Source organism: Streptomyces sp. NPDC057939, assembly GCF_042887545.1.
GTDB lineage: Bacteria > Actinomycetota > Actinomycetes > Streptomycetales > Streptomycetaceae > Streptomyces.
In genome coordinates, this window is sequence record NZ_JBHVPG010000075.1 from 15092 (window position 1) to 27253 (window position 12162).

A 12162-nucleotide genomic window follows, 5' to 3' on the forward strand; every position below is an offset into this window, starting at 1 on the left:
CGTGAGCGTGCGAACCGAGCGGGGTGAGGTAGACATGGCGACCAAGGACACCGGCGGCGGACAGCAGAAGGCGACGCGCTCGACCGAGGAGGTCGAGGAGGCCGCGGTCGAGGAATCGACCGACCTCAAGGAGCGCCAGGAAAAGCTCTCCGACGACGTCGACTCCGTGCTCGACGAAATCGATGATGTGCTCGAGGAGAATGCCGAGGACTTCGTTCGGAGTTTCGTACAAAAAGGCGGGGAGTAGCCTTCGAATCGAAGGTGGTTCCGCCACTCTCGGTACGTGTCGAACGGAACCAAATGGTGTCGCGGCTGTGACCGCGACGTGCCCCTGAACGGCTTCGCCGCAGACCGTAACCGCGGCGACGGGCTTCAGCCCAGATGTCGGGAGTGCGTGGCCGCTTACAGCGCCGCGCACTACCGTCGCCGGCAAGCGGCCTTGGGGAAGGTCGTGAAGGAGAGAGTGGAAGTGCCGCCTGGGTGGAAGCTCTGCCGTCAGTGCGGCGAGAGCAAGCCGCACAGTGAATGGCACAAGAACGGAACGGCCTCGGATGGCCTGTCGACGCGTTGCAAGGCGTGCAGGGCCATCCAAGGTCGAGCAGGCCACCTGAAGCGGTCCTACGGCATGGCCGAGGCGCAACGTGACGAAATGATCGCAGCTCAGGGCGGCCTCTGCCTCATCTGCCTCAAGGCCCCGGCCGTTCATGTGGATCATTGCCACTCGACGGGTAGGGTCCGAGGCGTACTGTGCTTCAACTGCAACACGGCCATCGGCAAGTTGGGTGACGATCCCGACGCTGCTCGTCGGGTCGTCTCATACTTGGAGGGACACGAGTGGAAGCCAACAATCGTGGCACAGGGCGTCTACCGGCAGCCTTCCTGACGCCGGGGTCGTCGTCCTTCATGGACTTCCTGGGCGCGCACTCGCCCGACATGCTGCCGGGGAACCGCAAGCTCCCCGAGGGTGTCGTCGAGGCGCCGCACGGGACGACCATCGTGGCCACCACGTTCCCCGGTGGGGTCGTCCTCGCCGGTGACCGGCGGGCGACCATGGGGAACATGATCGCGCAGCGGGACATCGAGAAGGTGTTCCCGGCCGACGAGTACTCCGCGGTGGGCATCGCCGGCACGGCCGGCCTGGCCGTGGAGATGGTCAAGCTGTTCCAGCTGGAGCTGGAGCACTTCGAGAAGGTGGAGGGGACGACCCTCTCGCTGGAGGGCAAGGCCAACCGGCTGTCCACCATGATCCGGAGCAATCTGGGCATGGCGATGCAGGGGCTGGCCGTCGTTCCGTTGTTCGCGGGGTACGACGAGGCCAAGGAGAAGGGCCGCATCTTCTCCTACGACGTGACCGGCGGTCGCTCGGAGGAGCACGGTTACGCCGCCACCGGGTCGGGCTCGATCTTCGCCCGCGGTTCCATGAAGAAGCTCTACCGTCCGGACCTGACGGAGGAGCAGGCCACCACGCTGGTCGTGCAGGCGCTGTACGACGCCGCCGACGACGACTCGGCGACCGGTGGTCCGGACCTGTACCGCCACATCTACCCGATCGTCACCGTCATCACGGACGAGGGGTTCCGCAGGTTGACCGACGACCAGTCGCAGGAACTGGCCCGTACGGTCACCAACCGTCGGCTGGAGCAGCCCGACGGCCCGCGCGCCGCCCTGCTCTGACCATCCGTCGCCCCGTAGGAGCCCAGAAGAAAGGGACGGACAGCCGGTGTCGACTCCGTTCTATGTGTCACCCCAGCAGGCCATGGCCGACCGGGCGGAATACGCCCGGAAGGGCATCGCCCGCGGTCGCAGCCTTGTCGTGCTGCAGTACGCCGACGGCATCGTGTTCGTCGGCGAGAACCCGTCCCGTGCGCTGCACAAGTTCAGCGAGATCTACGACCGGATCGGCTTCGCGGCCGCCGGCAAGTACAACGAGTACGAGAACCTGCGGATCGGTGGTGTGCGGTACGCGGATCTGCGTGGGTACACCTACGACCGTGATGATGTGACGGCCCGTGGGTTGGCGAACGTCTACGCGCAGACGCTCGGCACGATCTTCTCCAGTGCGGGTGAGAAGCCGTACGAGGTGGAGTTGGTCGTCGCCGAGGTGGGTGCGACGGCCGCGGGGGACCAGATCTACCGGTTGCCGCACGACGGTTCGATCGTGGACGAGCACGGCTCGGTCGCGGTCGGTGGCAATGCCGAGCAGATCAGTACGTTCCTCGATCAGCGGCACCGGGACGCGATGACGCTGTCGGAGGCGTTGAAGCTGGCCGTGCAGGCGCTGTCGAGCCAGGCGAACGGTGCCGACAAGACGATTCCGGCGGAGCGGCTGGAGGTCGCGGTGCTGGACCGGACGCGGGCGCAGCAGCGGAAGTTCAAGCGGATCCGGGGTCGGCAGTTGGCGCGGTTGCTGGAGGCGGATGTTCCGGCGGCGGCGCAGGCGGATGCCGTGTCGAACGACGAGGCGCCGGAGGACGACGCCGAGTAGGACCGGTCGAGTCGGTTCCGTGGTGTGTGGAGCCCCGGTGTGCCCGTGAGGGTGCGCCGGGGCTTCGTCGTGTCCGGGGCGGGGTTCGGTCAGGGGGTGGGGGCGGGGCCGGAGGAGTCGCGGACGACGAGGTGGACGGGGATGTCGGGGGCGGTCCAGGGGGTGCCGTCGAGGGCGGCGAGGAGGGCGGTCATGCCCTGTTCTCCGACGCGTTCGGCGGGGAGGGCGACGGTGGTGAGTTCGGGTTCGACGGCGGTGGCGAGGGCGAGGTCGTCGAAGCCGGTGATGGAGAGGTCCTCGGGGACGCGCAGGCCGAGGCGGCGGGCGGCCTTGCAGGCGCCGGCGGCGAGGATGTCGTCGTCGCAGACGATGGCGGTGGGGCGGGGTCCGGGGGCGGCGAGGGCGGTTTCCACGGCTCGGCGTCCGCCGTCGACGGTGAGGGGGGCCTTGACGGTGGTCAGGTCTGCGGTGGGGGTGAGGAGGTCGGCGAGGGCTCGGGCGCGGACGTGGAAGGTCCAGGAGTCGACGGCGGAGGCGAGGTGGAGGAAGCGGCGGTGGCCGTGGTGGAGGAGGTGGGTGGCGACCTGGTGCATGCCGTCGGCCATGGCGAGGTTGATGTGGGCGGCGGCGCCGGTGGAGGAGGGGTCGCTGTCGAGCATGACGAGGGGGAGGTCGTCGCCGCCGATGGCGTCGAGGGCGGCGGCGGCCATGGACGAGGCGATGACTCCGTCGAGTGCGGCGCGGGCGGAGGCGAAGGGGTCGCGGGCGGGTCCGGTGCCGTCGGGGGAGGGGTAGAGGACGACGCCGAAGCCGTGTTCGGCGGCGATGCGGGCGGCGCCGGTGTAGACGCGGGCGAAGAATTCGTTGGTGAGGGCGGGGACGACGAGGAGGGCGGTGCGGGTGCTGCCGAGGCGGAGGTTGCGGGCGGCGAGGTTGGGGCGGTAGCCGAGGCCGGTGGCGGTTTCGCGGACGAGTGCGGCGGTGCGTTCGGAGACGCGGCCGCGCCATTTGTCGCCGAGGACGAGGGAGACGGTGGCCTGGGAGACCCCGGCGGCGGCGGCGACGTCCCGGCTGGTGGGTCTCGTCACAGGGGGCTCCTGAAGTGCGAGGTGGGAGGTGGTGTCGGGGTCCGTGGGCTGGACCGTGCGACTGCGGCCATGGTACGTATGACGTCGTCACGTTATACGTATTACTCCGGCTGGGTCCGGGCGGAAGGGGGCGGACATGGCCGCGGGGTACATGGAGCTGCTCAGGACCCGGCATGCCGCGAGGTTGCTGGCGGGCACGTTGGTGGGGCGGTTGCCGAACGGCATCGCGTCGATCGCGCTGGTGATGTTCGTGCGGGCGGAGGGCGGCAGCTACAGCCTGGCGGGGGCGTTGGCGGCGGCGTACGGGGTGGCGAACGCCATCGGTCAGCCGTTGTTGGGTCGGGCGGTGGACCTGTACGGGCAGCCGCGGGTGCAGCTTCCGGCGGCGGTGCTGTCGGCGCTGGGCATGGTCTGGTTGGCGTTCGCGGGGATCGGCTCGGCGGCCGTCGCCTATGCGGCGGTGGTGGTGGCGGGGCTGTTCACGCCGCCGCTGGAGGGTGGTCTGCGGGCTCTTTGGCCGAGTGTGCTCGGTGGCAAGGAGGAGCGGGTGCACGCCGCGTACGCGATGGACGCGGTGGCGCAGGAGGTGATGTTCACGGTCGGGCCGCTGCTGGTGACGGTGTTCGTCTCGTTGTGGTCGCCGGCGGTGGCGCTGGTGGCGCTGAACGTGCTGGGTGTGTTGGGTGCGCTGTCGGTGGTGGTGTCGGAGCCGTCGCGTGCGTGGCGTTCCGAGCCGCGGGAGGCGCACTGGTTGGGGGCGCTGCGTTCGCGGGGTCTGTTGGCGTTGTTGGGCGCGTTCTTCTTCGTGGGTACGGCGCTGGGTTCGATCACGGTGGCCGCGGTCGCCTATTCGGACGAGCACGGTGGCGCGGCGGTGTACGGCTGGATGATGGCCGCGTTGGGTCTGGGTGCGTTGGTGGGTGGTGTGACCTACGGTGCGCGCCAGTGGGCGGGGGCGCCGGAGCGGCGGTTGCAGTTGCTGGTGGCGTTGTTGGCGGTGTGTTACCTGCCGCTGATGTCGACGGTGGGGCCGGTGGGGATGGTGGCGTTGTCGGCGTTGGCGGGCGTGTTCCTTGCGCCGGCGATCGCGTGTGCGTTCATCGTGGTGGACCGGCACGCTCCGGTGGGGACGGTGACGGAGGCGTTCTCGTGGCTGGTGACGTTCTTCGGGGTGGGTGCGGCGATGGGTACGGCGGCTGCGGGTCCGGCGGTGGAACTGGGCGGGATCACGGCCGGTTTCGCGGTGGCGGGCGGCGCGGGGGTCGCGGCGCTGTTGGTGCTGACGCTGACTCAGCGGGTGCTGGCCTCGCCGGGCCGCGTTCGGGCGGTGGCCGGGTCGGTGGAGGGCGCTGTCGGGGGCGCCGCGGAGGGGGGCGCGGGGGCGTCCGCGGGGGGTCCGGCGGAGCCGTTCGTGAAAAACTGATCGGAACGCCGCTCTCGAACCCGGTTTCAGAAGAGGGCAGAAGGCGTAATGTTCAGTCATGGACCGCCGCATTTTCGGGCTGGAGAACGAGTACGGCGTCACGTGCACGTTCAGGGGACAGCGCCGACTGTCTCCTGACGAAGTGGCGCGCTACCTCTTCCGCCGTGTTGTGTCATGGGGCCGCAGCAGCAATGTCTTCCTGCGGAACGGCGCCCGCCTCTACCTCGACGTGGGTTCGCATCCGGAATATGCAACACCGGAATGCGACAACCTGATCGAACTGGTCACCCACGACAAGGCCGGCGAGCGCATTCTCGAAGGCCTGCTCGTCGACGCAGAACGCCGCCTGCACGAGGAGGGAATCGCGGGCGACGTATACCTCTTCAAGAACAACACCGACTCGGCGGGCAATTCGTACGGTTGCCACGAGAACTACCTGGTGGCCCGGCACGGAGAATTCTCCCGCCTGGCGGACATCCTGATTCCCTTCCTCGTCACGCGCCAGCTGATCTGTGGTGCGGGCAAGGTGCTGCAGACCCCTCGGGGCGCGGTTTACTGCGTCAGTCAGCGGGCGGAGCACATCTGGGAGGGCGTCAGCTCGGCCACCACCCGTTCCCGGCCGATCATCAACACCCGCGACGAGCCGCACGCGGACGCCGAGCGTTACCGGCGGCTGCACGTGATCGTCGGGGACTCGAACATGTCCGAGACGACGATGCTCCTCAAGGTCGGTGCCACCGATCTGGTGCTGCGCATGATCGAGGCGGGCACGGTGATGCGTGACCTGACCCTGGAGAACCCGATCCGGGCGATCCGTGAGGTCAGCCACGACATCACGGGTCAGCGCAAGGTGCGGCTGGCCAGTGGGCGGGAGGCCTCGGCGCTGGAGATCCAGCGGGAGTACTACGAGAAGGCCCTGGACTTCGCGGAGCGTCGGGGGATCCGTACCGGGATCGTGGAGCAGGTCCTGGAGCTGTGGGGTCGTACGCTCGACGCGATCGACGCCGAGGACCTGGACCGGATCGGCACGGAGATCGACTGGGTCATGAAGTACCAGCTGATCGAGCGGTACCGGGCCAAGCACAACATGACCATGTCGAACCCGAGGGTCGCCCAGATAGACCTCGCCTACCACGACATCCACCGTCGTCGGGGTCTGTACTACCTGCTGGAGCGCAAGGGGCAGGCGGCGCGTATCTGCAACGACCTGAAGATCTTCGAGGGCAAGTCGGTGCCCCCGCAGACGACTCGGGCGAGGCTGCGCGGTGACTTCATCCGTCGGGCCCAGGAGCAGCGGCGTGACTTCACGGTGGACTGGGTGCACCTGAAGCTCAATGACCAGGCGCAGCGGACGGTGCTGTGCAAGGACCCGTTCCGTTCGGTCGACGACCGGGTGGAGAAGCTGATCGCCGGGATGTAGACAAAGTAAAGTGTGACATCTCACTGATCTTGGCCAGGGCCCCGTACGGATCTCGTACGGGGCCCTCGTCACGGCTTAGAGTGGCGGGCGACCGCCAGCCGTCTGAGATCTGAGGAACACGTGCGCCGACTTGCCGGCCTTCTTGTCGTACCGATGCTGCTGCTCACCACGGCGGCCTGCGGGGACGACAGCGGCTCCGACTCCGCCGAGACCACGAACGGGGTGCCCGCGATCACGAAGGGCGCCAAGTTCGGGGAGACCCCGACCCTGGCCCAGGGCAAGGGCACGCCTCCCAAGGAACTGAAGGTGGAGGTCATCAGCGAGGGCAAGGGCCCGGTGCTGAAGAAGGGTGACATCGCCCAGGTCAACTACTCCGGCCAGGTGTGGGACGGCAAGGAGCCCTTCGACGCCAGCTTCGGCAAGGGCAAGACCTTCGACGTCAACATCGGCGCGGGCGCCGTCATCAAGGGCTGGGACCAGGGCCTGGAGGGGCAGAAGGTCGGCAGCCGCATCGAGCTGGTGATCCCCCCGGAGCTCGGCTACGGGGCGCAGGGCTCCGGCGAGAAGATCAAGCCGAACGCGACGCTGGTCTTCGTCGTGGACATCGTCAAGGGCGCCTCCGTCCCGGCCTCGGCCAAGGGCAAGGAAGTCGCGCAGGACAACAAGGACCTGCCGAAGGTCGGTACCAACACCGACGGCAAGGAAGTCTCCGTGACGGTCCCCAAGGACGTCACGCCGCCCGCGAAGCTGGTTTCGAGCTACGTGATCGAGGGTGACGGGCCGGTCGTCAAGGACACCGACAGCGTCGTCGTCAAGTTCAACGGCAAGACGTGGAAGGACGACAAGTCCTTCGAAAGCACGTACGCCACCGATTCGACGGTGACCTGGCCGATGTCCGAGCTCTCGGTCAAGGGCCTGAAGGAAGGCCTGGTGGGCAAGAAGACCGGTAGTCGCATCCTGCTGGTCATCCCGCCGGCCGACGGCTTCGGCGACAAGGAGCAGGGCACCATCCCGGCCAATTCGACGCTGGTCTTCAGCCTCGACATCCTCTCGGTGATGTAACACTGTTCCGGTTGACCGGTTCGTACGTATGAGGAGCAGTTCCGTGAGCGACAGGCTCGAGAAGCCCGAGATCGACTTCCCCGAGGGCGAGGCCCCCAAGGACCTCGTGTCCGAGGACATCTGGCTGGGCGACGGTGTCGAGGCCAAGGCCGGCGACACGGTCGCCGTCCACTACGTGGGCGTGGCCTTCTCCACCGGCGAGGAGTTCGACGCCTCTTGGAACCGCGGCTCCGCGCTGCAGTTCAAGCTCGGTGTCGGCCAGGTCATCTCCGGTTGGGACCAGGGCGTCCAGGGCATGAAGGTCGGCGGCCGTCGCAAGCTGACGATCCCCGCGCACCTCGCCTACGGTGACCGCGGCGCGGGCGGCGCGATCGCCCCGGGCGAGACGCTGATCTTCGTCTGCGACCTGGTCAAGGTCGGCTGATCCGGACTTCCGTGATCCGAGCAGGGGCCCCCGCCGTCAGGCGGGGGCCCTCGCTTTTGCCCGGGCGCGCCGGGACGGTACGGTCAACGGTCACGAGTGTGTGCGCGAAAACGGGGGGATGGCGTCGATGGCGATTGCCAAGGCCGAGCGGCTGATGAATCTGGCGCTGTGTCTGCTGGGGACCCGTCGTCCGCTCAGCAAGCGCGAGCTGCGCGGCTCCATCGAGGCCTACCTGGAGGCGGGCAACGACGAGTCCTTCAACCGCATGTTCGAGCGGGACAAGGACGATCTGCGCGAACTCGGCCTCGTCATCGAGACGGTGGAGAACATCGAGGGCGAGACCGGCTACCTGGCCCGCCGGGACAGCAACCGGCTGCCGCCCGTCTCGCTGGACGCCGAGGAGGCCGCGGCCCTCGGGCTCGCCGCCAAGGTCTGGCAGCAGGCGCGGCTCGCGGGCGCGGCCAGCGGGGCGTTGCAGAAGCTGCGCGCGGGCGGGATGCCGGAGGCCGGTGACCCGTACGAGGGCCAGCACAGCGCCATCGAACCGCGCATCCCCGTCCACGAGGCGGCCTTCGAGCCGCTGATGCTGGCCTGCCGCGACCGGCGGCCCGTGGTCTTCGAGTACCGCAGGTCCAACGCCGCCCGCCCCGAGCCGCGTCAGGTCGAACCGTGGGCGCTGGAGTGCTGGCGCGGCCACTGGTACCTGGCCGGCTACGACCGGGACCGCGGCGCGGAGCGGGTGTTCCGGCTCTCCCGGATCACCGGCAAGGTCCGCTCCCGGGTCGGGAAGTACACCGCCGAGGTGCCCGACGTGGTGACCGTGCGGGAGACCGTGGCGAGCTGGGCCGGGGAAGGGGCCGAGCGCTCCGCGCTGATCCGGCTGCGGGCCGGCGCCGGGTACCCGCTGCGGGCCAAGGCCACCAAGGTGCGCGAGGGCGGGGACGGCTGGGACGAGTTGGAGATCCCCTACGGGCACGGGCTGGACGCCTGGCTCGTGGAGTTCGGCCCGGACGTGGTCGTGGTGGAGCCCGCCGACCTTCGCGCCGACGTCGTGGACCGGCTGCGTGCCGTCGCCCGGGGCTGAGCAGCACCCGCCCGGGGCCCACCGCGCCCCGGTGGCCCGAACACCGCTAGCAACGCCCTGAGGGGGAGACCTACCAGCATGGCTGCCAACGCCATCGACCAGACCCGCCGGATGCTGTCCCTGGTGACCTACCTGCGCGAGCGCCCCGGGGCGCACGTCGCCGACGTCGCCCGTGCCTTCGGGATCACGGAGGACGAGCTGATCTCGGACCTCGACGTACTGCCCATGTGCGGGACCAGCTTCCGGGGCGGGGACCTGCTCGACATCGACACCGACGGCGAGCGCATCTGGTGGCGCAACCCCGACGCCTCGGGGGAGTCCACCGCCGAGCCCCTGCGGCTGGCCGCCGACGAGGCGACGGCGCTGCTGGTCGCGGCCCGCGCCGTGGCCACCCTGCCCGGGCTGCGCGAGAGCGACCGCGACGCCCTCCTGCGGGCCACCGCCAAGCTGGAGGCCGCGGCGGGCGAGGTGGCGGGCGCCAGCTCCCGGCTGTCGGTGACCTTCGAGTCGGAGGGCGGGGTCTTCGCGGACGTCGACCGGGCCATCGCCGAGCGGCGCAGGCTCTGGCTGCGCTACTACTCGCCCGCGCGGGACGAGCTGACCGAGCGCGTCGTCGACCCGATCCGCCTCTTCGCCGTCGGGCACACCTACCTGGAGGGGTGGTGCCACCTCTCGGAGGCCCGCCGCACCTTCCGGCTGGACCGGGTGGCGGAGATCAAGCTCCTCGACGAGCGCTCCGAGCCGCCCGCGATCGAGCCCCGGGACCTTTCGGTGGGGCTGGTCCAGCCCGCGGCCGAGGACCCGGAGGTGGTGGTCGAGGTCGCCCCGGGCGGCCGATGGGTCGCCGAGTACTACCCGCACGACAGCGCCGAGGAGCAGCCCGACGGCGGCCTGCGGATCACGCTGCGCAGCCCCGACCCGGCCTCGCTGCGCCGTCTCGCGCTGCGCCTGGGCCGTGACGGGCGGATCGTGTCGCCGCCGGACCTGGCGCTGAGCGCCCGCAAGGCCGCGACGGAAGCCCTCGCCGGGTACGGGGAACAGGTCTAGGGAGCGGGGGAGCGATGGCGGCAACATCCGGGCCCGTGTCGGGCCGGACCTCCGGTGCGTCGGAGCCGGTCGCCGGCGGCGTCGGGCCGGTCACCTTCAAGGCCGCCTGTCCCGAGTGCCGGGCCCGGTTCGAGCTCGCGGCCGGTGCGCTGCGGCTGGCCATCGGCGGCAGCAGGCGCACCACCTTCTACTCCTTCACCTGTCCCGAGTGCGCGGTCCAGGTCCGCAAACCCGCCGGTGAGCGCATCGTGGAGCTCCTGACCGGTGGCGGCGTGAGCACCCTGCGCAGTGTTCGGGGCAGGGGATAGGCTCTGCCCATGCTGTGGCCGATGCTCGCAATTGCCCTGGGCTTCCTCGGGGTGGCCGTCCTTTCCGTACTGGCCGTACGGGTCTTCGTCGAGGTCCGGCGGCTCGCCAACCGGGTGGACGAGGCCAGCCGCCGGATCACCGAGGCCTCGGGCGACCTGGAGCGGGCCGCCGCCGACCTGGCCAGGGCGGGCGGAGCGGTACGGCCCTAGACGACCCGGGTCCCGGTGCGTACGGCGGCCGCGGGTGGCCCTCGTACGTCCCTAGGCCGCACTCCGGTACCCGCGCAGCCATGGAAAAGGCGGAGCGGGAGCCGTACCGTCTAAGCCGCGCACCAGCGTGGATACCCCTGGGGATTGCCGGGCGTTAACCCTCGGGGGTTACGATCGATGTCAGAGCGGTAGCGGATCTTGATCCGAAATCCGCCCAGGCCACCACAACCAGCCGTTTCGGTGAGAAGGAAGACACACATGATCGGCAATCTGAAGCCCCTTGAGATCCTTCTGATCATCGCTGTCATCGTGCTGCTGTTCGGCGCCAAGAAGCTCCCCGAGATGGCCCGCTCGCTGGGCAAGTCGGCCCGCATCCTCAAGAGCGAGGCCAAGGCCATGAAGAAGGACGGCGAGGCCGAGGACGCGGCCACCGCCGCCACGGTCGCCGACCAGGCCCCGCAGCAGACCACGGCCCCGCGCACGATCCAGGCCGCCCCCGGTGACGTCACCAGCGCCCGCCCCGTCAGCGAGCCCAACCACACCGCCAAGAGCTGACACGGGCGGTCACCACCGCCACGCGCCAGTCATCTGCAACGAGACAAGGGACGTGGGTTGCTCAAGTCTGCCCGCAAGCAGGAGAAAGCGGACAAGGACGCCGAAGGGCGGATGCCTCTTGTCGAGCACCTGCGTGAGCTGAGAAACCGTCTTCTGAAGTCGGTCCTGGCGATCCTCGTGATCACCGTCGTGGCGGCCTTCTTCTACAAGGACCTCATCGACTTCATGCTGAAGCCGATGCTGGACTCCGTCGGCTGTACCGACGGCGTCGTCTCGCAGCGCAACGGCCGCCCCTGCGCCGACATGACCGTCAACGGCCTCATCGCGCCGTTCTCGATCGCCCTCAAGGTCTCCCTCATGGCCGGTGTGGTGCTCTCCGCGCCGGTGTGGCTCTACCAGCTGTGGGCGTTCACCGCCCCCGGTCTGCACAGCCACGAGAAGAAGTACGCGATGAGCTTCGTCGCGATCGGCGCGCCCCTGTTCGGCGCGGGCGCCGTCCTCGCGTACAAGATCCTCCCGCAGACGGCCACGATCCTCCTCGAATTCACCCCCGATCACGCGCGCAACCTGCTGCCGGTCGACGACTACCTCGACCTGGTCACGCGCATGGTCATCGTCTTCGGTCTGGCCTTCGAGCTGCCGCTGCTGCTGATCCTGCTGAACTTCACCGGGGTGCTCACCGGCAAGCGGCTGGCGAGCTGGTGGCGGGCCATGGTCCTCGGCATCACCGTCTTCGCCGCCTTCGCGACCCCGACCGGCGACCCGCTCACCATGCTGTCGCTGGCCGCCCCGATCGTCACCCTCTACTTCGTCGCGCTCGCCGTCTGTCTGATCAACGACCGCCGGCGCGCCCGCAACAACCCCGACGCGGGCCTCGACGACGACGAGGCCGCCGAGCTGGACCTCACCCCCGCGCCCATCGGCGCCATGGAACCCGTCGCCGCCCCGTCCGCGCTGCCCGAACAGGCCGACGGCGGACGCCAGCGGATCAACGGTTACGACGACGCGACCTGACGGACGGATCCCGCCGGCCGGCCGGCGGGACACCCCCTTCGT

At 69.5% G+C, this 12162-nt stretch carries 15 protein-coding genes; 14 read left to right on the plus strand and 1 reads right to left on the minus strand.

Annotated elements, in window-relative coordinates:
- The first annotated feature begins 34 nt into the window (after positions 1–34).
- The 4 genes from ACFVS6_RS39955 (at position 35) to prcA (ending at position 2485) form a co-directional block, all read left to right on the plus strand.
- The gene (locus ACFVS6_RS39955; RefSeq protein ID WP_030233608.1) at positions 35–247 is read left to right on the plus strand and encodes a ubiquitin-like protein Pup; all 213 of its coding nucleotides are present in this window, start codon (positions 35–37) and stop codon (positions 245–247) included.
- A 402-nt stretch (positions 248–649) separates the two neighbouring features.
- A complete protein-coding gene (locus tag ACFVS6_RS39960) occupies positions 650–883 on the plus strand; it encodes an endonuclease VII domain-containing protein (protein ID WP_385572032.1) in 234 nt (77 codons plus the stop codon).
- The gene (prcB, locus tag ACFVS6_RS39965; RefSeq protein ID WP_385571855.1) at positions 835–1674 is read left to right on the plus strand and encodes a proteasome subunit beta; all 840 of its coding nucleotides are present in this window, start codon (positions 835–837) and stop codon (positions 1672–1674) included. The genes ACFVS6_RS39960 and prcB overlap by 49 nt, the downstream gene beginning before the upstream one ends.
- A gap of 46 nt (positions 1675–1720) precedes the next feature.
- A complete protein-coding gene (prcA, locus tag ACFVS6_RS39970; protein WP_281206877.1) occupies positions 1721–2485 on the plus strand; it encodes a proteasome subunit alpha in 765 nt (254 codons plus the stop codon).
- 89 nt (positions 2486–2574) lie between these two features.
- Here the strand turns inward: prcA and ACFVS6_RS39975 are convergent, their stop codons facing one another.
- A complete protein-coding gene (locus tag ACFVS6_RS39975; protein ID WP_389711449.1) occupies positions 2575–3573 on the minus strand; it encodes a LacI family DNA-binding transcriptional regulator in 999 nt (332 codons plus the stop codon).
- A 136-nt stretch (positions 3574–3709) separates the two neighbouring features.
- Here ACFVS6_RS39975 and ACFVS6_RS39980 point away from each other — a divergent pair, with 136 nt between their 5' ends.
- The 10 genes from ACFVS6_RS39980 (at position 3710) to tatC (ending at position 12120) form a co-directional block, all read left to right on the plus strand.
- Positions 3710–4996: an MFS transporter gene (locus tag ACFVS6_RS39980; RefSeq protein WP_389711450.1), complete on the plus strand. Its 1287-nt coding sequence runs from the start codon at positions 3710–3712 to the stop codon at positions 4994–4996.
- A gap of 58 nt (positions 4997–5054) precedes the next feature.
- Positions 5055–6416 carry a Pup--protein ligase gene (pafA, locus tag ACFVS6_RS39985; protein WP_389711451.1) on the plus strand — a complete coding sequence of 454 codons (1362 nt, stop codon included), beginning with the start codon at positions 5055–5057 and terminating at the stop codon, positions 6414–6416.
- 120 nt (positions 6417–6536) lie between these two features.
- Positions 6537–7478: an FKBP-type peptidyl-prolyl cis-trans isomerase gene (locus ACFVS6_RS39990; RefSeq protein ID WP_389711452.1), complete on the plus strand. Its 942-nt coding sequence runs from the start codon at positions 6537–6539 to the stop codon at positions 7476–7478.
- Positions 7479–7506: 28 nt separating this feature from the next.
- Complete coding sequence (locus tag ACFVS6_RS39995) at positions 7507–7902, plus strand: FKBP-type peptidyl-prolyl cis-trans isomerase (protein ID WP_389711453.1); 396 nt, start codon at positions 7507–7509, stop codon at positions 7900–7902.
- 127 nt (positions 7903–8029) lie between these two features.
- Positions 8030–8986: a helix-turn-helix transcriptional regulator gene (locus tag ACFVS6_RS40000; protein ID WP_389711454.1), complete on the plus strand. Its 957-nt coding sequence runs from the start codon at positions 8030–8032 to the stop codon at positions 8984–8986.
- Between the two features lie 78 nt (positions 8987–9064).
- A complete protein-coding gene (locus ACFVS6_RS40005) occupies positions 9065–10033 on the plus strand; it encodes a helix-turn-helix transcriptional regulator (RefSeq protein WP_389711455.1) in 969 nt (322 codons plus the stop codon).
- 14 nt (positions 10034–10047) lie between these two features.
- The gene (locus ACFVS6_RS40010) at positions 10048–10341 is read left to right on the plus strand and encodes a hypothetical protein (protein ID WP_389711456.1); all 294 of its coding nucleotides are present in this window, start codon (positions 10048–10050) and stop codon (positions 10339–10341) included.
- 9 nt (positions 10342–10350) lie between these two features.
- The gene (locus ACFVS6_RS40015; RefSeq protein WP_389711457.1) at positions 10351–10551 is read left to right on the plus strand and encodes a hypothetical protein; all 201 of its coding nucleotides are present in this window, start codon (positions 10351–10353) and stop codon (positions 10549–10551) included.
- A gap of 258 nt (positions 10552–10809) precedes the next feature.
- A complete protein-coding gene (gene tatA / locus ACFVS6_RS40020; RefSeq protein WP_281206887.1) occupies positions 10810–11106 on the plus strand; it encodes a Sec-independent protein translocase subunit TatA in 297 nt (98 codons plus the stop codon).
- Positions 11107–11163: 57 nt separating this feature from the next.
- Entirely contained in the window at positions 11164–12120 is a 957-nt protein-coding gene (tatC, locus tag ACFVS6_RS40025; protein ID WP_389711458.1) for a twin-arginine translocase subunit TatC, read from the plus strand.
- Positions 12121–12162: the final 42 nt, after the last annotated feature.

Bases quoted from the DNA above. Each gene is read 5' to 3' on its own strand.
- ACFVS6_RS39955 (WP_030233608.1), top strand. From the start codon at position 35: ATGGCGACCAAGGACACCGGCGGCGGACAGCAGAAGGCGACGCGCTCG.
- ACFVS6_RS39960 (WP_385572032.1), top strand. From the start codon at position 650: ATGATCGCAGCTCAGGGCGGCCTCTGCCTCATCTGCCTCAAGGCCCCG.
- ACFVS6_RS39980 (WP_389711450.1), top strand. From the start codon at position 3,710: ATGGCCGCGGGGTACATGGAGCTGCTCAGGACCCGGCATGCCGCGAGG.
- pafA (WP_389711451.1), top strand. From the start codon at position 5,055: ATGGACCGCCGCATTTTCGGGCTGGAGAACGAGTACGGCGTCACGTGC.
- ACFVS6_RS39995 (WP_389711453.1), top strand. From the start codon at position 7,507: ATGAGGAGCAGTTCCGTGAGCGACAGGCTCGAGAAGCCCGAGATCGAC.
- ACFVS6_RS40000 (WP_389711454.1), top strand. From the start codon at position 8,030: ATGGCGATTGCCAAGGCCGAGCGGCTGATGAATCTGGCGCTGTGTCTG.
- ACFVS6_RS40005 (WP_389711455.1), top strand. From the start codon at position 9,065: ATGGCTGCCAACGCCATCGACCAGACCCGCCGGATGCTGTCCCTGGTG.
- ACFVS6_RS40010 (WP_389711456.1), top strand. From the start codon at position 10,048: ATGGCGGCAACATCCGGGCCCGTGTCGGGCCGGACCTCCGGTGCGTCG.
- ACFVS6_RS40015 (WP_389711457.1), top strand. From the start codon at position 10,351: ATGCTGTGGCCGATGCTCGCAATTGCCCTGGGCTTCCTCGGGGTGGCC.
- tatA (WP_281206887.1), top strand. From the start codon at position 10,810: ATGATCGGCAATCTGAAGCCCCTTGAGATCCTTCTGATCATCGCTGTC.